This is a genomic window from Limnospira indica PCC 8005, assembly GCF_000973065.1.
Taxonomy (GTDB): Bacteria; Cyanobacteriota; Cyanobacteriia; order Cyanobacteriales; family Microcoleaceae; genus Limnospira; species Limnospira fusiformis.
In genome coordinates, this window is record NZ_FO818640.1 from 1349524 (window position 1) to 1370156 (window position 20633).

The window sequence follows — 20633 nt, forward strand, 5'->3', positions numbered from 1 at the left end:
CGTTCCGTTTATATGGGCATTCCATCTTTAGACTTGTCCTTTCCACCGGGGTACTTTTAAAAGTCTGTGTAGGTGTTATGTAGAAAACCCTACTTTTCCCCTTACCCTTTTGGGCGCAGCGTATCAACCTATTTCGCTGCTTAGTAATAACGATGGTTCAAGTCGGAACATTCAGATTTCCTTAGTCATGGATGGTTGGCAGTGGTCGCTTTTGGTAGTAGGTTCTACTTCACGCCTTCCGTTCCCCGCTTCAGTCCCAGGGTTGTGATTCCTGAAATTGGGGGTGGCTATCGCCGTTACTCTTTCCCATAATCGCCCAAGTGGTTTTAATACTCCTCCTTGTGGTATACTTGGATTGGATATTCGATTTCTTTTATGGGATTGACCTTGAGTCCCTTGCCTAGCTTTCGCTTTGAGGACATATAAACAGTTATGGGATGGTCAGGGTACGAGTCCCTTTTATTCCACCAAGGGGTGAAAGTCTCACTAGGAGGTTATTTCAGCCATTGCAGCCTTATTTGACTCCTAAACGTCTCGCACCTATATATTTACATTAGCATTTTAAGACCCGGTTGGATTGGTAATTATCCCTTATCCCTGATGAATGCTTTGGGGTACAGCCGCCGGTCCGAGTATATCATGCTTGACCAGACTCGCGAGTTCCTCTAATTGAGCGATCGCCTCTGCGCCTTCCAACTTCATCAATTCGCGATCGTCGCGCATCTCCGTCCAGGTAATCCCATAATCCGACACCAAAAACCGGATCAGATGATTTTCACTCAGGCTGACCATAAATGAGGCGCTGTTCATTTGACCCCCACAAGTATAGCAGGAAGCCAGGTAGCCCCGTCGTTCCAGCACAATAGCTAGGGCTTGGAGATTCATCACCAAATCCTGAACGAATTTTCGATGTTGCTCCGCAAGTCTGATAAACATAGTTTTTCTCCTGTCACCACAATCTTTAGATTATCTTCAAAATTTAACATAATCTCAGGACTGGGTATCTCGATGTTGGTAAAGTATCACTTCTACTAACCTAATTCACCATGATCCGTTGAATATTTCAGTCCAACCAGAGCCTGAATCAACTGAAAACAACTTGAAAACAAAGCGATCGCGTTATTCCCAAATCCTTGATGGCATTAGGCTTAGAGATAGCCTTCTCAGATCTAGCATAGTGATTCGAGTTTTGCCATAGCTAAAACAAATCCTTATGATAAACATAACTAAATTTAACAAAACTCAATCTTTTTGAGCAGTCCTAGCCAGGGAACCTGTAAGGCTAATTTATCAATTAACCCTACAGGTTAAGATGATTAACTGATTCTAAGGGTGCAAATTACCCCAATTAGCTAATCAACCGTCCACCAGCCCAAAGCCGGACCAACCAACCGAATAGTTAGCCAAAAAATCACTAAAAAGCTAATCCCAAACCAAGCCCCCTTAGTAGTCCATTGCATAAACTGTTCACTTTGGGTTTTAGTAATCGGTACCCAAGGCAAGATAGTTAAACTAAGCCAAGATGTCGCCATCCTAACTCGTCTTCAAAACCGGACGTGAAAGTTTCCCTTCATCCGGCTCCTCAATGTTACAGCTCCTGTCATTAGCACCTCAGCTCTAATCACTGATAATTTCCACAATTGGCTGTACTCCCATAGCTTAAATTGCCATCCTCAGCAGAGGCTGCCTCTTTTCCTTTAACATACCTAAATATATGTATCTGGGAATGTTTGAATAAGGCTATTTCCTCATGTCCTCGTACAGCAAAAGCCCAATTTCTGTTATCAATACTCTGCCAGTATTTGTTAGCCACCCATTTTTCGCTCTGATGGGGATGACGGCGATTTGCCCATCTTCTCAGCTTTCCGAATAGCAGGTAATCCAATTTATTCAACACTTCTTTAGAGACTACTGTTGAGTAATAGTTACTCCATCGGAGAATGATTCGATTCAATCTCCTGATTAGTGCCGCTTGAGGGGCAGCTTGATGAGCATCAATTACCCTCACCAGTAGCTTATAGTGTTCTGTGACTGCATTTCGGGATGGCTTGATGATAGTCTTGAAACCCAGAGATTTTCCCTTTCTATCCTTTCCAGAGTGATATTTTCCGACTCGGTATTGTTGAATATGGAAACCGAGGAAGTCGAAACCCGCATCCTCCCCATCAAGAGTATGGGCTATCCTCGTTTGTTCTGGTTTTAATTCAAGACCCCATGGCTTTAACCACTCCCTGATTACCTGTTGGGAGTGATGGATTACAGCAGCATCTTGGTGAAGTATAACCAACTTATCCGCGTATCTAATTAAACATAGTTGATGGCGGTTAACTGGCTCTCTTCCAGATAGCTGATCAGCCATCTTTAGGATATCTTCTTCGATGCCGTGGAGGGCAATATGTGCCAGTAATGGCTGGATTAAGCCTCCTGGGGGAGTGCCTTCCTTGGTCGGAAATAGCTGTTTTCCATCCATTACACCGGATTTGAGCCATGCTCGTATTTGTCGGCGTAATTTAGGGAATGTTCCTAATTTATCCAACAGGCGATCGCCATTAATGCGATCGCTCAAGCATTTAGTGATCTGGGTATCTAACACCCATTTAGGCTCTGACTCCAGATGATTGGATATTGCTTTTATGGCATCATGGCATGAGCGTCCTGGTCTAAATCCATAACAGTTAGATTCAAATTTGGCTTCCCATTCCGGTTCTAATGCTAGTCTCACCAAACCTTGACCCGCGCGACAAAATATAGTCTGTTCTCCATTCCGACTTGGAGCATTTACGACCGTTTCTGTCGAGTCTACTCTGTGGGTAGGCTTGGGTTTAGCACCTAGCGTCAGTTGTCCGACAAGGTTGATTCGTGCTTGTGAGCATAGGGATTTTACCCCGTCCACACCCGCCGTATTTTTACCTTGATTATCTTGAGTTACCGATCTAACCGCTAATACCTTTGCTGACCAGGACTTTAATAACAACTTTTGGAGATAGCGAACTGCTTTGAAATCACCACGCTTTGAGGCTTTATAGATTCGTTTTTGCAGGCGGAATAAGCGACGTTCAACCTTTTTCCAGTTGATGTCACCCCATTCCAGTCTTTCCGTAGTCTTTACACTCGTTTCAGATTTCATTTCCTGTTACTGGCAACTCTATATTCCGTAACATCGTGGAACTGTCAGCCTATTCTAGGCATTACCCTAGACCTTCGCTTCTGTCCCAATCCTGACCACATACAGCTTGCGGCTGGCTACCTACTCAGTTATCGACCAATACCTGAGAGCATATACATGGGTTACTTCGTTCCGAATTACCTTTGGTTGTACCTTTAGGACGATGCTTTACGCCGGGTTTATAGGGAGTGTATGTTGGTCTGTGAACAATCAGCCAACCCCATTTATCCTTAGCCTTTTGGCTCCAGCGTGTCAGCCTTTTCGCTGGTTTAAGGTGACGACGTTTTGATCACATCTTCAGATTTCCTTATCCATGGGTACTTGCTCGACAGAGTGCCAGTTTAGGCTACCAGCAGAGCTGCCTTTTCATCCCGCTTCACCAAGTCGCGATAGTCCGATCGCCTCAGTGGGGATGATGCTGTCACGTCTACACCAGACGGGAGGGACTTTCACCCTCAAGGTAATTCAGTTGTCAGGGAACAGGTTTTTCTGTTTTTATCTGTCCCCGCTGGTAATCCCCCAAACCTATAACCAGTAGGCTTTAGGCTGGTTTCTACCAAACGAATCGCACTATTCCTCCTTACCGTACTTTTCCCCCATCATCTCTTTGCGACGTTTAGCTTCACCCATAATTTTGGCGCTTCCAACAAATGTACTAACTATCCCCCACCATTCCTAACAGTTTAGGGAGGGGAGATAGTTGTCTATTTTAGATCCAATTCTCAACCTTTGTCCCCTCAGACATCCCTGCTCCTCTGTCCATCGCAATAATCGGGTTATTGGTTGACCGATGATTTCCGTTGATAATCTGATCGCTCGACGTGGAGTTTCTGTTACTAAAGCGATCGCCTCAGCAGCAGAACAGATCCCCCACCTGACTAAATTTTCCGCTCCCCTCAACAGCGATAAAGTAGTTCCCGCCAAAGTTCCATCCTCCAGCCGAGCCACCCCCCCTGTCACCTCAATGCGCCGGTCATCCCACGGATAAACACCATCCGCCAATCCCAAAGGCGCTAAAGCATCACTAACCACAAAAATCTCACCCTTACTCCCCCGTAACAGTACCTCCAGCATGGTTGGACAAACATGATGTCCATCAGCGATCGCCCCACAAAATACCTCTGAGCGACATAAAGCCGCCCCCAATAGTCCTGGTTCCCGGTGGTGTAGGGGAGGCATGGCATTAAAAGCATGAGTTACCATTGTCGCCCCCTGGTTAAATGCTTCATCAGCCACAGTTAAATTAGCCTGAGAGTGACCGAGACTGACGATAATGCCTAAACTCATCAAATAGGGGATAACTGTCCCGGTGGGGTCTAATTCTGGCGCTAGAGTCATCACCTTAACCACCTTCCCATAATCCCCTAGAACCCGTTTGACATTATCTGTGGTTGGGGGTAATAGACAATTTTGAGGATGTGCGCCCCGTTTTTGCACATTCAGAAATGGTCCCTCAAGATGAACTCCTAAAATCTCCGCCGCCGAGTGCTTCCCGTCCTTCCCGTCTGGTTGAAATTCCCCTAGGGTAGCCAGCGATCGCCTAAATTTCTCTACGGTGGTTGTCACTATGGTAGGCAAAAATCCATCAACCCCCTGATCCCATAAATACTCACAAATACCTTGCAGTTGTTGATAATTCTCCCCCGTTAACTCCGGGAAAGCTAACCCTAACCCACCATTAATCTGTAAATCTATCCCCCCTAGGGAAATCCAATCTCCACCTACATCAACCACTGCGGCGGCGGGGTCTGGTTTCGTGGCGATCGCCTTAACTACACCATCACGAATTTGTAGGGTATGTAATCCAGGTTTACCTAGAATCTGACTGTTAATTAAATCTACTGACACATCATTAGGCGGGAGGCTTTCATTCATCATCTTACATAATCATTGATTTATAACTGGGTTAAAAAAACTCTCGCTTTACCCAAATTTATCTCATTAAATAATCTGTTAATTCGGGATATCTAGTAAACTGGCGATCGACACTTGCTAATTGACCTTGATAAACTAACGCCGTTGCTATGATTATCCTATCAAAAGGGTCTTTATGAATCGCAGATAAATTCACCGCTTGACAAGCGACTTCCGCATTCAAAGGCATCAGACTAATACCTGTGGGCGTTAGGGCTTCATGTAGCCACTCATTTACTGGACAGGGTAACTCTAACCTTCCTTTTTTGTAAGCTACTGCGACTTCATAACAAGATACTGGGGAAATACCAACTTCGTCAGCAGCATAAATTTGGTCACACCAATGAGCCGGAAATCTTTCAAACTCTTGTGTAATCAGCCAAATCCATATATGGGTATCTAGGACAATCACTTTAGACATTCCCAGTCATCCTCATCTACAATTGGACTAATTATATCCCCAATGGTTTGGCCTTTTCCGGCAATTGAATCTGGCGGAAATCGCCGTTTCTTATTTCCCTCTCGATTAGATAGATCTGGCTCCGGTAATACAGTGATAATCACTCGTGCTTTGTTCAGGTCTGGCTGGTCTGACAACCATTTAAACTCACCGTTTTCGTAGATCGCTTCGTAACTTTTTAGCATGATTTACTGTTACCTCTCAATAATAGTGGATGATTCCGGGTCTCTCTGCTGCTGGCTTGTAGTCCAACCAGACTGGCGCCATGTCAACCCTCGTATTTCGCCTCTCTCATGATTATAAACATTGTAGCTCAATTTGGGGGGACAATTCCTCAACAGACGTAGTTACTCCCAACTATCTCCACCCCTAATGCTATAATCCGGGTCTGTAGTTTCACTTCGTTATTAACAACTGCTATGGACTCAATCTCTCAGGACCCTAACTCCTCCCCTGCTCAAATTGGTATTATTATGGGCAGTGATTCTGACCTACCTACCATGTCAGCAGCGATCGCCGTATGTCAAGATTTTGGTATTAGTTGGGAAGTAGCGATCGTATCGGCACACCGTACCCCAGACCGGATGTTTGAGTATGCCAAAACTGCCCTAGGACGCGGATTAAAAGTTATTATAGCTGGTGCAGGCGGCGCGGCTCACTTACCCGGAATGGTTGCATCTCTCACCCCTTTACCTGTGATCGGGGTTCCCGTCCCCAGCCGTCACCTAATGGGACTAGATTCTCTCTATTCTATCGTTCAAATGCCAGCCGGTATTCCTGTGGCTACAGTGGCGATCGGAAACGCTAAAAATGCCGGTCTACTCGCTGTTCAGATTTTGGCTTCTCACCAACCTGAACTCATGGCAAAAGTCCAAGCCTATCGACAAGAGTTAACCGAATCTGTACTCGAAAAACAAACAATCCTTGCACAGTTTGGATATCAAGAATACCTTAAACAAATGTAGTGGAAAAACCCCATTATTACACCAGTTTGTATATAACCATACCGGGCCCATAATCTATCAGTCCCTTTATAGCAATTTGCTATATATTTCTGTATTGCAGTATACAGAAATCTGATTAAGATAATGTTAACAAAGTAGATAAAAATCGTAGCTTCAAGTCATAGCCCTGGACTAGAAAGAATCTGATTATCCCTCGAAACTTCTCGTAGTTTATCCGTACTTTTTATGGTTAAATGGTAAGTCCACCTGTTAGCAAATGAACTCAGTTGAGTACAGATGTGGGAGTTTTATCGGTTAACCCACACCTGTTAAAGTCCGGCTAGTTAACACCTACCTATTAAGTAAGGTAGGCATAAAGATTAAGCATCTCTCTAACCAGACGGCTATCATTTGCCGCCTCATTCTTTCCACATTAACGTAAATTGAACAACTGTAAGCAAATGTTGAAACGCCAAAAGTCGAGAACCAGAAGTTATCGGCAATTTGCTGAGGTAGTTGGATCTGCGCCTCAGCCTACTCCGTCAATTTTGCAGCCCAAAAGACCCAGATGGCTTTCTCCTAGCCTACTAGGGTGCATTCCTCTCACGGCCCTGATTATTATATTTTGGAGTTTAGCAGCAGTCGCCCAAGACGACGCACAACCCATAACTCCCGAATATGTGCAGGGTGTTTTAAATACCATTTGGATTGTGATTGCCAGTATTTTGGTAATCTTTATGAACGCTGGTTTCGGGATGTTAGAAACCGGATTTTGTCGTCACAAAAACGCCGTTAACATTCTCTCCAAAAACCTAATCGTATTTGCGATCGCCACCCTAATTTACTGGTTCTTTGGATTCTCAGTCATGTTCGGAGGGGAAAACCCCTTTATTGGTGGTGGTGGCTTCTTCCTGACTGGAGAGCCCAGCGTTTACGGACTTGACCCATTCCCCGAAGGATTACCCAAAGAAGTTTTCTTTCTGTTCCAGGTCGCCTTCGCAGGTACCGCCGCCACTATTGTATCCGGCGCAGTAGCCGAACGGATCGAATTTGTCGCCTTCCTAATATTTAGCCTATTGCTGGTGGGAATATCCTACCCCATTACCGGACACTGGGTCTGGACTGATAACGGCTGGTTAGCAAGTATGGACTTCCATGATTTTGCCGGATCAACCGTAGTTCACTCCGTGGGAGGATGGGCCGCCCTCATGGGGGCAGCATTCCTCGGACCGCGCATGGGCAAATACGGTCCATCCGGTGAACCTAGGGCGATTCCTGGTCATAACATGAGTATTGCTACCCTGGGATGTTTAATTCTGTGGATCGGCTGGTTTGGATTTAACCCCGGTTCCGAATTGGCTGCTAATGAGAATGTTCCCTATATCGCCTTGACCACGAACTTAGCAGCCTCTGCAGGCGGTGTAACTGCTACCCTCACCTCCTGGATTAAGGATGGTAAACCAGACCTATCCATGATTATCAACGGCATTCTCGCCGGTTTAGTGGGAATTACCGCCGGTTGTGATGCTGTACCCTTGTGGGCTGCAGTTGTAATTGGTGCGATCGCCGGAGTTATCGTCGTCTACTCAGTCGCCTTCTTCGATCGCATTCAGATTGACGACCCGGTGGGTGCTACTTCCGTTCACTTAGTTTGTGGAATTTGGGGAACCCTAGCCGTCGGTATCTTTGGCGGCGCTAATCTCGGCGTTCAAATCCTCGGTGTCCTGTCCATCGGCGGATTTACAGTAGTCATGACGACTATTTTCTGGTTAGCCATCAGAGCGATGGTCGGTATCCGCGTCAATCCTGAACATGAATATGAAGGACTCGACATCGCCGAACATGGTATGGAAGCCTATAACGGATTCCTCAAAGAAGTAGGCCCAGCAAGTGTCGGAGGTATTGACCCCGGTATTCCTAGCCGCGAAGGTGGAATTGGCAGAAGCTATTAAACTCTAATCTCATCTGCCATCTTATCTGCTAAAAAATCGTCTCCTAACTGGCACATAGCCCCTACAGGAGGCGATTTTTTCTTTCCACACATTGCTAGACATTGCTAGGGCGATCGCCCCATATATCCAGAGTCTGATGATGAGACAATGCCAAACCTCCTCTTTTTCTAGGGAGGATGTAGCACAACAGCCGTTTTAAACTTCTACATCACAGAGTGGCCAATTGTAGAGGCGATTACTGTTGGTGTAAACCTGCGGCAGGTCGGCGAGTAGCGCGAACCCAGAATCTACCCTTCCCTAAAATCAAAGGTAGAGTGTCAACATAGAAGTAGACAACTTTAGGGCGTTTCTCAGATTCTCGTGTTGATTCCGTTAAAAACTATTCCAGCTTGGGTGATGTTATCCCTCATCGGTAACGGGATACTAACTCTGGTGATTGTCCTACTATTGCTAAGGGGACAATCATTATCCGACACTTCCCAAGCCCAAGCGCAACCCTCAGAAGAAAAACAAGTTGGTGCAGCAGTACAAACCCAACAGACCCATGAAGTTCAGCCTAACGGCACTAACTCCTCATTTCAGCCACCATATCGCTTGACCTACGAAGATTCGGTAGAACAGCTAAAAGAAAAAGCACTTCTCGCGGCTCAGAATCGCCCCGCGCGCCTAACCATTTTAGCCGGAGATTCATTAAGTTTATGGTTTCCCCCTGAACTATTACCCCCAGGGAGAACCTGGTTAAATCAAGGTATATCCGGGGAAACCTCGGCGGGATTACTACGACGACTCAAGGTGTTTGACCTGACCCAACCAGAAACTGTATTTATCATGATCGGTATCAATGACCTGTTACGGGGAATTGACGATCAAACGGTTTTAGCCAACTGGCGGGAAATTATTAGAGATGTGCAATGGGTTCATCCCAGCGCTCAAGTGGTCGTTCAGTCGATTTTACCCCACAGCGATCAAAATGCTAGTTGGGAAGGACGCGATCGCCTACTTAAAATTCCTAATCGTCGTATACGCCGACTTAATAGAGAATTAGAAGCGATCGCGATCGCCAATGGTGCTTATTTCCTAGACCTACATCCTCTATTCACCGACGAAAAAGGAAACCTGCGCCCGGAACTCAGCACCGATGGTCTACATCTCAATGATCGTGGCTATTTAGTCTGGAGTACCGGATTACAATTTTTTAGCCACAAAACACTAGGTTCCCCCTAAAGCGCTAAACTAAACCTCGGAGCATAAACTTCTTACCTACAGACCTACAGATGCGATCGCACAGTCCGCAGTTCTAACACTCAACAGTTGAACAGATTTTGAAGATGAAGATCTCACTAACACAAACCATTACCACCCTAGCAGCAGCTACCTTCTCCATTATCACTGGATTTTCTGGTGCCAATGCAGTCCAATTTGGTCAACAGGAAGTTGATCAGGAGCGATTCGTAGCTATGGCTGTTCCCCGCGCCTTTGGTTACTCCCTAGTAGTCGTTGAACAAATTTCTGATTCCCGACCCTGTTGGAGTGAAAATGGCAGCCGTCCCGTTCAAGTTGAACCCCTACTTCTCAACTTCGACTTTAGCGGAATTTGTGGACGCGCCACCGACAGTAACGGCTATTCGGTTCGCATGGGAGGACAAGACCTCGCCCTCAGCCATAGTCTCACCGTCCAAGCTACTCCAGGAGAGATTTTACTGGTCGCTAACTCTCGCGCTGATGTCTACGCACCACCCATTATCATCGGTCGCAGCTTTGGTCGGTCTAGTGGCTTTACCAAAATCTTTTTAGAACCGGGTTGGCGCTTCACTAAACGAACCTACAACGATCGCACCCTCGGTCATATTTATTTTACCCACGACCACCTACCTCGCTGAAATCCACAATATTCTTCGCCCTGACTCAATATCCACCCGCCATGGGGCGATCGCCTGAAGATCTCACTAACCCCTATCAAATCAGATATGATCCCCTAAATCATAGAGATAATTGCTGATATACTCGCCGATTACCGGATTTCATCAACGTTAAAATTTATGTCTCAGGGGAGAAGCGATCGCCCATATAATTCCGTTATGCTATATCCTAGAGTACATGAGGAATAAAACATAATTCCTATCTGTCCATTCAGGAGGACAAAAAGATGAAGACTTTATCAACAGTCATGATTCTAGGGGCAGCCACAACCATAGTATCCCTAGGCTTCGCCTCTCCAATTCGAGCTGAAAATCCAGCAGACCTGAGACAACTACTAGAAACCAGATTTTGTCAAGGTTGCGATCTTAGAGGGGCTGATCTATCAGGAGCCCATCTTATTGGGGTAGACCTCCGAAATGCTAACCTGGAAAATGCTAACTTAGCTAATGCTAACCTCGAAGGTGCAGACCTTAAAGGGGCAAATCTAACTGGCGCTAATTTGAGCGGTGCATTTCTAAATCAAGCCGAATTGAATGACGCAGTTCTTGATTTAGCTGACCTCAGTGGTGCTAACCTGATTAAGGCTCGACTAACAGGAGCAACTTTCGCTGGGGCGAATTTACAACAAACCCAAATGTTGCCACCTATCATCGGAATTACCCCCCCAGTTGCTACCGGTTCCCTCGATGACCTGGACGGCGATGACTTGAGTATTGGTCGCGACCCCTCTCGGTTGGCTATGCCTATGGGTGGCACGGATTTGGATCAGGACTTTCAGTATACTCAAGAATACCTCGAATCATTATTCGAGCCGATTCAGATTGATCGCCATTCCCTTCCCCCCCTTGAAGGTTTCGCACCTGGCGACAATAACCCAGTTAACCTTAAAATACCCCAAATTCGGTTCTAGTTAATTCTGCTCATCAGGCGATCGCTTAATCACTTAATCAATCACTAGCGGAATTGTGTTAAGTTTTGTAACAAAATGTTAATAAATGTTGCGAAAAATTTTTTTCTGGGGGGGTTGCTTGCTTTTTGGCTGGGCTTGTGATACCATTTTAGATAATGGAAATGTTGGCAATTTTTTTATGGTGAGTAATATTTCCATTATGAAAGAGTATGTCAATACTATGCCATGAGTTCCGGTAGATGTCAACCCCCACAGTAATCTGGCCGAACATTTTTTTTAAAATTGAATAAAAAATCAACTTTTTGGGGATTGTATTGATTTGTATCAACAGGCCAAAACGATAGCGATCGGTGGGATAATAAACAGTCAATTTGGCTGTATAAAAGAAAACAACTGTTATCTCATGTCATCAGAAAACCATAGATTAAACCTTGTCCAACGTCCCCGTCGTCTACGTCGTACCGATGCGCTGCGGCGGATGGTGCAAGAAACACAACTAACAGTTAACGACCTGATATATCCCCTATTCGTGATGGAAGGGGAAAATCAGAAAGTGGAAGTCCCCTCAATGCCGGAAAGCTACCGCTACACCCTAGACCTATTACTGAAAGAAGTAGCAGAAGCATCGGAATTAGGGATTCGGGCTATTGCGTTATTTCCCCTAGTAGCGGAAGAAAAAAAAGACAACGCGGGTACGGAAAGCTATAATCCGGAAGGACTGGTACAGCGGACAGTCAGAGCCATCAAACAAGCTGTTCCCGACATCATGATTATCACGGATGTAGCCCTAGACCCGTTTTCCAGCAAAGGTCATGATGGTATCGTCAGCGATAGCGGTGAAATCCTCAACGATGAAACGGTGGAAGTTCTAGTTAAACAATCGATATCCCACGCGGAAGCGGGAGCGGATATAGTAGCACCCTCGGACATGATGGATGGACGGATCGGCGCAATTCGTGAAGGACTCGATGCAGCAGGTTATACAAACGTTGGTATCCTGGCTTACTCGGCTAAATACGCTTCGGCTTACTATGGCCCCTTCCGGGATGCGTTAGACTCGGCTCCGAAATTTGGCGATAAGAAAACCTATCAAATGGATCCGGCTAATAGCCGCGAAGCGATCAAAGAAGTTATGTTAGATGTGCAAGAGGGAGCGGATATGGTGATGGTGAAACCAGCGCTGGCCTATCTTGATATTATTTCGCAGGTTCGACAAGCTACAAATGTACCTGTGGCGGCCTATAATGTTAGTGGTGAGTATGCGATGATTCGCGCAGCCGGACGTATGGGCTGGATTGATGAGAAAAAGGTGATGCTAGAAACGCTCACCAGCATGAAACGAGCCGGGGCGGATCTGATTCTTACCTATTTCGCTAAGGAAGTTGCTCTAATCCTTCGCTAGACTTTTGGGGGGGTCTCTGGTTTGACTGGTGAACCCTCCCCTCGATCGCGATCGCCATCAAGTCTACATCAACGAATAGGAAAATTTGCGTTAAAATACAAAATCGGCTTATTGACTTGTTGTATATTTATGCTCGTAGAATATCATGGCTTCACCTGTGACTCAACGGCCCCCTGCACTAGATCGCATTGTTCAACGCTTTAAACGCGCCTCCTCTAATAAGCTGCGTTACGAGCAACTACTGACTTTAGCTCAAAAATTGCCGGAATTTCCAGAGGAGCAAAAATTGCCAGAAAACAAGGTTCCTGGTTGTGTTTCTCAGGTTTATGTGACGGCGAGTTTAGACTCGAATGGCTGTATTCAATTTCAGGGTGATTCGGACTCTCAATTAACTAAAGGATTATTGGCTATGTTAATTAAGGGAATGAATGGGTTAACTATTGAACAAATTAGCCAATTAAAACCCGATTTTATTGAAGAAACTGGGCTACAGGCTAGTTTGACTCCCTCCCGTGCGAATGGGTTTTATAACATTTTTAAAACCCTACAAAAACAGGCTAGTGCTTGCGGGGAGTGAAGGGAGCATATTACAGGGATTTTGTCAAGTATATTAGGTCACAAAAGCCGTGAAAACTACGAGGGAAAAACTAACCATAAACCGGGAAGTTCCTGTAATTGTAATTACCGGATTTTTGGGAAGTGGAAAAACTACCCTAGTTAATTATATTCTGAGTCACCGTAATGGTCGGAAAGTGGCGGTTTTTGTGAATGAATTTGGGGAGATTAGTATTGACGGTCAACTGCTGATCAACGTAGAAGATGATATGGTGCAGTTAAATAATGGTTGTATATGCTGTACCCTGAATGACCGCCTAGCAGATACAATTGTGGAGGTTTTACAACGAAATACGTCCATAGATTATCTACTGATTGAAACGACAGGAATAGCGGACCCGTTACCGATTATTATGACTTTTGCGGGGACGGAATTGCGAAAGTTGACTCGACTTGATGCTATTTTTACGCTGGTAGATGCTGATACGTTTTCGCCAGACCTATTGGCTAACAGTGAAGCTGCGCTTAACCAAATTGCTTGGGGTGATCTGATTTTGCTCAATAAAATCGATTTGGTATCCCCAGAAAAATACGATCGCATCCAAAAACAGATCCGCCAGCTTAAACCCGATGCTCGTATAATGACGAGCGAATACGGTGAGGTTCCCTTAGCGAGTATTTGGGGAATAGAATATTCCCACCCAGACTTTGGGGAGCAACCAGACCATGATCACCATTCGGAACATCTAGCTAATGATGGATTTGTGGCTGTATCCTTTAGCAGCGATCGCCCTCTGAGTGTGGAAAAATTCCAGACCTTCTTAAGCGATCGCCTACCAACGAATGTATTTCGCGCCAAAGGATTGATCTGGTATCAAGGTAACAACTCCTCTCACCTATTCCAACTCAGCGGAAAACGCTATCAGCTTACGCCTAATTATCCTCGCGGCGAACCCCCAAATCAATTAGTATTTATCGGTCGAGACCTGAACCGCGAAACCCTCACCCAAGACCTACAACAATGTTTACACGAAATCCCTAACCATGAACCAAGACCAATTATGGATCGATAGCCTAAAATTTAATCCACAAGGTTTAATTCCAGCGATCGCCCAAGACCATAAAGACGGTACAGTATTAATGATGGCTTGGATGAATCGCCAATCGTTGCAACAAACCCTAACAACGGGTGAAGTTCACTATTGGAGTCGATCGCGATCGCAACTGTGGCACAAAGGAGCCACATCAGGACACATTCAAAAGCTCAAAGCCCTATACTACGATTGTGATGCTGATGTCCTCCTGCTCAAAATCGAGCAAATTGGGGACGTAGCCTGTCACACGGGGGCTAGATCCTGTTTCTTTAACGCCGTCCCTATCAAATCAGCCATCCTTAGCTAAACCCTAGCCAGCCTAAGCATTTACACTATTAAGACTCAACATGGTTCTAAAAATCTATAACACCCAAACCCGCCAAAAAGAAACCTTTACCACCCTAGAACCCGGAAAAGTCAAAATGTACTGCTGCGGGGTTACAGTTTATGACTATTGCCATTTGGGTCATGCACGATCCTACACGACCTGGGACGTGGTACGCCGCTATCTGGAATGGTCAGGATATGAAGTTAACTACGTCCAGAATTTTACCGACATTGACGACAAAATCCTTAACCGCGCTAAAGAACAAGAAAGCACTATGGAGGCGGTATCCCAACGCTTTATAGACGCTTACTTTGAAGACCTGCGGCGGCTAAATGTACGGGATGCTAAGGCTTATCCTAGGGTGACAGATCATATCAAGGAAATTCACCAACTTATTGAGCAACTCACGGCTACAGGACACGCTTATGCTGTCGATGGAGACGTTTATTACAATGTCGGTCACTTTCCCGATTATGGTAAACTCTCCCGGCGACAACTCGAAGACCTACAAATGGGGGCTAGTGGTCGCGTAGCTGTGGCTGACCCGGAAACTCTCAAGAAAAAAAATCCGGCGGATTTTGCTCTCTGGAAAGCTGCTAAACCGGGAGAACCCGCCTGGGATTCTCCTTGGGGTCCCGGTCGTCCGGGGTGGCACATTGAATGTTCGGCTATGGTCCGACAACTACTGGGAGAAACTATTGATATTCACGGCGGCGGGGGTGATTTGGTGTTTCCTCACCATGAAAATGAAATCGCTCAGTCTGAGGCGGCGACTGGTAAAACTCTGGCTCGATATTGGATGCACAATGGTATGGTGACGGTCGGTGGGGAAAAAATGTCTAAGTCTTTGGGCAATTTTACGACGATTCGTGAATTGCTCGATCGCCCTGTAGACCCTATGGTGGTGCGCTTATTTATTCTACAGGGTCACTATCGTAAACCTCTCGATTTTACTGATGAGGCGATCGCCTCAGCTAAAAATGGCTGGGAAACCTTGAAAGATGGGTTATTATTTGCGGAACAATACGGCGCGCGCTTGGGGTGGTCTGCTGATTCATCTCCCAGTAAATACGACACGACAGAAGATGCACTCCAACGCTTCCGAGTGGCTATGGATGATGATTTTAATACTCCTGGGGGTTTGGCTGTGTTGTTTGAATTGGCTAAAGAGTTGCGCCGCCAAGGGAATTTATTGGCTCATGAAGGTAAGACTGATACCCCGAGCGATCGCATTTATGCGACCTGGAAAACTTTGGTGGAGTTAGCGGGAGTTTTCGGGTTGGAAGCTGTAACACAAGCACAACCACCAGCGGCGACTCAGGGAATTAGCGACGCTGAAATTGAGGATTTGGTTAAACAACGACAGTCGGCTAGAAAGGCTAAAAACTATGCGGAAGGCGATCGCATTCGTGACCAACTACAGGCTAATGGTGTGACGCTAATTGACCGTCCCGGCGGCGAAACCCTTTGGCGACGTTGAAAACACAGGGGAGCTGATTCTCCCCTCTGGTAAGTTAGGCTATTCAAACTTGGCGAATGGTGCGATCGTATTAATTATGGCCCTTATAAGAGTTGGCGATCGCTTTGAGATGCTGACAGCGGACTAATTCCATAAAACTCAATCCCCGGCGACCCTCAATTGTAGCCACAACTTCGATCGCCTCTGCTAAAGCGGCTGCTGCGATCGCTTCCTCATAACCCCGTCGCGCGGCTACCCTAATGGCGATATCATCAGCTTCTAACTCCATCTCAGAGCGTTGATTAGCCTGCCATACCCGACGCACACCTATAGCAGCTAATCCTCCAGCCAGGAGAACACCAACAGCATCCTGCTGCATAAATTGTACCCCAACTCCGACTATTCCCGCCACCACAATGCCTTGATTCCAGTCAGGTTTAAACCATTGCACATTAGTAACCCAACTAACAGTCCGCAACAACAATAAATCTCGCTGAGGTCTTGATAGCTGTTTCCACAAGTCAAAATTAATCAAAATGGGTCTAGTAGTTTTCCACGGAAGGGGAAATTCACATTGAATTACAGTAGACTGTCGAGGATTAGCAATTAGTCTAGCCATCATGCGACCGGAGGCTGGCATTAAATCTAATAGATGACGGATTTCTGTATCAGGATTCATAGTTAACAATTAATAATTAATAATTGATTATTATCACCCCCGTAGGGTGCGTTATATGGATAACCTATCGGGTCAACGGCCAATTGGGTTCATCTGACGCACCACGACACCACCCCCATATCGTGGTCCAGAAACCCGGTTTCTTTGAGAAACCGGGTTTCTCAGGGGAAACGGTGGGGCGGGTTTATTAATATCCTGGTGGGGATGGAAAATTGACGGCAGAACCCGCCCCTACAATTGATTATCGGCGGTGGGGCGGGTTTATTAATATCCTGGTGGGGATGGAAAATTGACGGCGGAACCCGCCCCTACAATTAATAATTATCAATTAATTATTATCACCCTGGTAGGGTGCGTCACAGGGATAACCTATCGGGTCAACCGCACCAACCCATATCGTGGTCCAGAAACCCGGTTTCTTTGAGAAACCGGGTTTCTCAGGGGAAACGGTGGGGCGGGTTTATTAATATCCTGGTGGGGATGGAAAATTGACGGCAGAACCCGCCCCTACAATTGATTATCGGCGGTGGGGCGGGTTTATTAATATCCTGGTGGGGATGGAAAATTGACGGCGGAACCCGCCCCTACAATTAATAATTATCAATTAATTATTATCACCCTGGTAGGGTGCGTCACAGGGATAACCTATCGGGTCAACCGCACCAACCCATATCGTGGTCCAGAAACCCGGTTTCTTTGAGAAACCGGGTTTCTCAGGGGAAACGGTGGGGCGGGTTTATTAATATCCTGGTGGGGATGGAAAATTGACGGCAGAACCCGCCCCTACAATTGATTATCGGCGGTGGGGCGGGTTTATTAATATCCTGGTGGGGATGGAAAATTGACGGTGGAACCCGCCCCTACAATTAATAATTATCAATTAATTATTATCACCCTGGTAGGGTGCGTCACAGGGATAACCTATCGGGTCAACCGCACCAACCCATATCGTGGTCCAGAAACCCGGTTTCTTTGAGAAACCGGGTTTCTAAAAGAAACGGTGGGGCGGGTTTATTAATATCCTGGTGGGGATGGAAAATTGACGGCAGAACCCGCCCCTACAATTAATAATTAATAATTATTAATTATTAATTATTAATTATTAATTACTTTTACAGAGGTTGTAGTGTGTCGGATAAAGCTGCAACTGCTCCCTCTATGTTGGGGGCTCCTGCTGCTGTGGCAGACACTAATAAAACTAGGATTTGATTACCAGCTTGACGAGCAAAAATTACTCCTGACATAGGCTGGCTTCTGGCTCCGATTTTTAAGGTTCCTGTCCAAGGCATTTGTACTTCCCCAGTCCCCAAAGTTTCAAAATTTCCGGGTCTAAAACCTTCCCCGCGCTCAAAGATTTCGATCGCAATTTGCGCGATCGCTAATTCGGGTAAAGTGCGATCGCTTTCGCGATATCTAGCTACCACTGTATAAGCCAAGTTACCATCTGGTGACTCAAACAGGGGAAAATTGCCCGCAAACCCGACATTAAAATCTTGAATAATCCCCACCTCAAAACGACCTTGGGGGTCCTTGAAGGCGCTACCACTTAGGGGTAATGCTTCCACAGAATTTGTCGGTTCCGGCGGCGGTGCGGGTTCTGGGGTGGCTTCTGGGGTAGCTTCTGGGGTAGCTTCTGGGGTGGGTGTCGGAGTGGGTGTCGGAGTGGTCTGTTGAGCGATCGCCGATTCTCCTGATATGCTGGTAAATGGTAGGCGATCCATATTACCGAACACCAATAAAAGTAAAGCGGTGATGAGTCCCAAGCCTATAATTTTCAGGCGTTTTGGTTGCATAATTCCTCCTCAAAATAAGCCCGAATTAATCTAGTTAATTATTTTCCAAAAATAGCAGGATTTCCAAAGTCAAAGAATCCCGCCATACAGCCTGTCATTAAAGTGGCTAAAGTACCTGCCCATAAGGCAGTAAAGCCTAAAGATGCGACTTCCGAACGTCGGCTAGGAATTAAGGAAGATAAACCACCGACGAAAATTCCATAGGAGGCAAAATGAGTAAATCCGCACAAAACATAGCTAACAATTAACATGGCGCGGTTGCTAATTTCGCCGTTAGCATTAAGTTGAGCGAGGGCTTGATAGGGGGGGATATTAGTTTCCAAAAGCCTTCTGCCAATTAACAGGGAAGACTGCCATAGTTCTTGCCATTCGAGGGAAACCCCAGTTAAAAAAGTCAGAGGTAAAAATAAGGCTCCCAAAATGTTTTGTAGGGTAATGACCTGAAATAGATTACCTATCCAACTAAGGAGGAAAAAATCACTTTCGGAAAATCCTGCCAAAGTAGCAAAAACCAAATTGACTAAAGCGACCATTCCCAAAATTGCAATCAAGGCGGCGGCTATTCCTACTGCCATTTTCACGCCATCTAAAGCACCACCGATTAAGCTATCCATAGGGTTAGGGAGGCTGGCTTTATCGGCTTTTGGTTCTTCGGGAACTTTCCCCAGAGTTTTGGGTTGATCAGTTTCTGGAACTAGAATTTTGGCAATGACAAAACAGGCGGGAATTGTCATTAAAGAGGCAGAAACTAGGTGTCCGGTGATGTTGGGAAAAGTCGGTCTGAGAAATCCTGCATATAATGCTAAAACGGAGGAAGCGATCGACCCGAAACAACTGGCGAGAATGGCACAGAGTTCGCTGCGGGTCATGTCTAATAAATAGGGTTTTACCGCGATCGCAGATTCAATACCCACAAAAATATTAGCAGCACCGGATAGGGATTCAGCGCCACTAATTCCCATGGTTTTCTGAAAGATTTTGGCGAATATTTGTACAACAGGCTGAATGATATTCAGTCTATATAATAAGCTGACCAAACCTGCAAAGAAAATGACTTGGGGAAGGGCGCGAAATGCTAGAACATAAGCAAAACCGGGGTTAAGATTATCGGGACCAATGCGATCGCCCGGAACTGCGACAAAGGGAGTTCCCACAGCCCTAGCAATCCAACGTCCAGCGGGACCCGGACCAGCGCGAAAGTCTGGGTCAGCTACCAAAATTGATTGTGGTCCACCAAATAAGAATCGCGCCCCAGCTTCGGAAGCGTCCAAAATTGAGTTAAGCAGGGTGCTGAGTCCCTCGACTAATTGGCTACCTAAGACAAATACAATGAGTCCAATAACCATTTGTAAGCCTATTCCCCAAAAGATCACATTCCAGGGGATGACGCGCTTGTTTTCGGAACCTAACCAAGCAATAAAGCACAAACCAGCAATTCCCAGTAGGGAAATTAAATTCAGCAGTAGATTCATAAATCTTTCCCTAAGTGCGGAAACTGAATAATGGAGAAGCTGCACCCGCAACCATAGCTTTGACTGATCCGGGGGTGGATATAGACCTTTGAGCTAAGTCATCACCCGATGATAAATGGGTAGCTAAGGATTTTGGTTACTACGAATCTTGCACCAGATCCGGTTGAAATGCAAGCATATTTGAATTGGGTATGTTGCCATAGCCAAATACACTCTACAATAGGGCAAAAAGTCTGATTAAAATGGATGCTTTTCAGCTAACACCGCCTAACTGGACCAGTGATGCTGTTCACGCCTTTGAGTTTTGCTGTCCCCAATGTTCGGCCAGCAGTTTAGAAGCTCAACAGGTGTGGATTAATCGCCGATCGCCTGTGTATGGGGATAATAACCGCCGCAAGTGGCAAGAATTTTATCACTGTCAATGTGGTTGTGCTTGGTGGGCTTGGAGTAGCGATCGCCCACCGTCCCCATTCAAGGCTAATATTGATTCTCCGACGGATTCTTAAAATAGCAGTTACCAGGGCGCAATTAGCCAGCGCCCTAATCAAGCTGACGCGAAGATTTATGCTAATATCCTTATCTATC

Annotated in this window: 21 protein-coding genes; 11 read left to right on the plus strand and 10 right to left on the minus strand. The window is 45.9% G+C overall.

Going from position 1 to position 20633, the window contains the following annotated elements; all coding sequences use genetic code 11:
• Positions 1-591: 591 nt before the first annotated feature.
• The 7 genes from XZ46_RS06020 to XZ46_RS06045 all read right to left on the minus strand — a co-directional run bounded on the left by XZ46_RS06020 (position 592) and on the right by XZ46_RS06045 (position 5725).
• Positions 592-936, minus strand: a complete 345-nt coding sequence (locus XZ46_RS06020; protein ID WP_006618255.1) for a DUF1815 family protein — start codon at positions 934-936, stop codon at positions 592-594.
• 416 nt (positions 937-1352) lie between these two features.
• The gene (locus tag XZ46_RS06025) at positions 1353-1532 is read right to left on the minus strand and encodes a DUF2839 domain-containing protein (protein ID WP_006670312.1); all 180 of its coding nucleotides are present in this window, start codon (positions 1530-1532) and stop codon (positions 1353-1355) included.
• Between the two features lie 89 nt (positions 1533-1621).
• A complete protein-coding gene (locus XZ46_RS06030) occupies positions 1622-3127 on the minus strand; it encodes a reverse transcriptase N-terminal domain-containing protein (protein WP_008049133.1) in 1506 nt (501 codons plus the stop codon).
• A 609-nt stretch (positions 3128-3736) separates the two neighbouring features.
• Positions 3737-3796 carry a DUF2839 family protein gene (locus XZ46_RS37965; protein ID WP_368664009.1) on the minus strand — a complete coding sequence of 20 codons (60 nt, stop codon included), beginning with the start codon at positions 3794-3796 and terminating at the stop codon, positions 3737-3739.
• A gap of 45 nt (positions 3797-3841) precedes the next feature.
• The gene (gene nagA, locus XZ46_RS06035; protein WP_008049134.1) at positions 3842-5044 is read right to left on the minus strand and encodes an N-acetylglucosamine-6-phosphate deacetylase; all 1203 of its coding nucleotides are present in this window, start codon (positions 5042-5044) and stop codon (positions 3842-3844) included.
• Between the two features lie 55 nt (positions 5045-5099).
• A complete protein-coding gene (locus XZ46_RS06040) occupies positions 5100-5501 on the minus strand; it encodes a type II toxin-antitoxin system VapC family toxin (RefSeq protein ID WP_006621028.1) in 402 nt (133 codons plus the stop codon).
• Positions 5489-5725 carry a hypothetical protein gene (locus tag XZ46_RS06045; protein ID WP_006621027.1) on the minus strand — a complete coding sequence of 79 codons (237 nt, stop codon included), beginning with the start codon at positions 5723-5725 and terminating at the stop codon, positions 5489-5491. The genes XZ46_RS06040 and XZ46_RS06045 overlap by 13 nt, the downstream gene beginning before the upstream one ends.
• 234 nt (positions 5726-5959) lie before the next feature.
• On the opposite strand from XZ46_RS06045, the gene purE reads away from it, so the two are divergent.
• From purE to cysS, 10 genes are all read left to right on the plus strand, one after another.
• The gene (gene purE / locus XZ46_RS06050) at positions 5960-6505 is read left to right on the plus strand and encodes a 5-(carboxyamino)imidazole ribonucleotide mutase (protein ID WP_006621026.1); all 546 of its coding nucleotides are present in this window, start codon (positions 5960-5962) and stop codon (positions 6503-6505) included.
• 440 nt (positions 6506-6945) lie between these two features.
• Positions 6946-8436, plus strand: a complete 1491-nt coding sequence (locus XZ46_RS06055; RefSeq protein ID WP_006621025.1) for an ammonium transporter — start codon at positions 6946-6948, stop codon at positions 8434-8436.
• Positions 8437-8796: 360 nt separating this feature from the next.
• On the plus strand, positions 8797-9660 hold the full coding sequence (locus tag XZ46_RS06060) for an SGNH/GDSL hydrolase family protein (protein ID WP_006621024.1): 864 nt from the start codon (positions 8797-8799) through the stop codon (positions 9658-9660).
• Between the two features lie 104 nt (positions 9661-9764).
• Complete coding sequence (locus XZ46_RS06065) at positions 9765-10316, plus strand: DUF3747 domain-containing protein (RefSeq protein WP_006621023.1); 552 nt, start codon at positions 9765-9767, stop codon at positions 10314-10316.
• A gap of 266 nt (positions 10317-10582) precedes the next feature.
• A complete protein-coding gene (locus tag XZ46_RS06070; RefSeq protein ID WP_006621022.1) occupies positions 10583-11266 on the plus strand; it encodes a pentapeptide repeat-containing protein in 684 nt (227 codons plus the stop codon).
• Between the two features lie 403 nt (positions 11267-11669).
• On the plus strand, positions 11670-12668 hold the full coding sequence (gene hemB, locus XZ46_RS06075) for a porphobilinogen synthase (protein WP_006621019.1): 999 nt from the start codon (positions 11670-11672) through the stop codon (positions 12666-12668).
• A gap of 145 nt (positions 12669-12813) precedes the next feature.
• The gene (locus XZ46_RS06080; RefSeq protein ID WP_006621018.1) at positions 12814-13245 is read left to right on the plus strand and encodes a SufE family protein; all 432 of its coding nucleotides are present in this window, start codon (positions 12814-12816) and stop codon (positions 13243-13245) included.
• 49 nt (positions 13246-13294) lie between these two features.
• Positions 13295-14296, plus strand: coding sequence for a CobW family GTP-binding protein (locus XZ46_RS06085; RefSeq protein WP_008049141.1), 1002 nt, complete (start codon positions 13295-13297; stop codon positions 14294-14296).
• Complete coding sequence (gene hisI, locus XZ46_RS06090; protein WP_006621016.1) at positions 14268-14624, plus strand: phosphoribosyl-AMP cyclohydrolase; 357 nt, start codon at positions 14268-14270, stop codon at positions 14622-14624. Before XZ46_RS06085 ends, hisI begins: the two co-directional genes overlap by 29 nt.
• A 40-nt stretch (positions 14625-14664) precedes the next feature.
• A complete protein-coding gene (gene cysS, locus XZ46_RS06095; protein ID WP_006670306.1) occupies positions 14665-16125 on the plus strand; it encodes a cysteine--tRNA ligase in 1461 nt (486 codons plus the stop codon).
• 70 nt (positions 16126-16195) lie between these two features.
• Here the strand turns inward: cysS and XZ46_RS06100 are convergent, their stop codons facing one another.
• The 3 genes from XZ46_RS06100 to XZ46_RS06110 form a co-directional block, all read right to left on the minus strand.
• Positions 16196-16783, minus strand: coding sequence for a DUF3318 domain-containing protein (locus XZ46_RS06100; protein WP_006621014.1), 588 nt, complete (start codon positions 16781-16783; stop codon positions 16196-16198).
• A gap of 1112 nt (positions 16784-17895) precedes the next feature.
• Positions 17896-18576 carry a hypothetical protein gene (locus tag XZ46_RS06105; RefSeq protein WP_006621012.1) on the minus strand — a complete coding sequence of 227 codons (681 nt, stop codon included), beginning with the start codon at positions 18574-18576 and terminating at the stop codon, positions 17896-17898.
• A 38-nt stretch (positions 18577-18614) separates the two neighbouring features.
• Positions 18615-20048: a NupC/NupG family nucleoside CNT transporter gene (locus XZ46_RS06110; RefSeq protein WP_006621011.1), complete on the minus strand. Its 1434-nt coding sequence runs from the start codon at positions 20046-20048 to the stop codon at positions 18615-18617.
• Between the two features lie 242 nt (positions 20049-20290).
• Here XZ46_RS06110 and XZ46_RS06115 point away from each other — a divergent pair, with 242 nt between their 5' ends.
• Positions 20291-20554, plus strand: a complete 264-nt coding sequence (locus tag XZ46_RS06115) for a hypothetical protein (protein WP_006621010.1) — start codon at positions 20291-20293, stop codon at positions 20552-20554.
• Positions 20555-20633 lie beyond the last annotated feature (79 nt).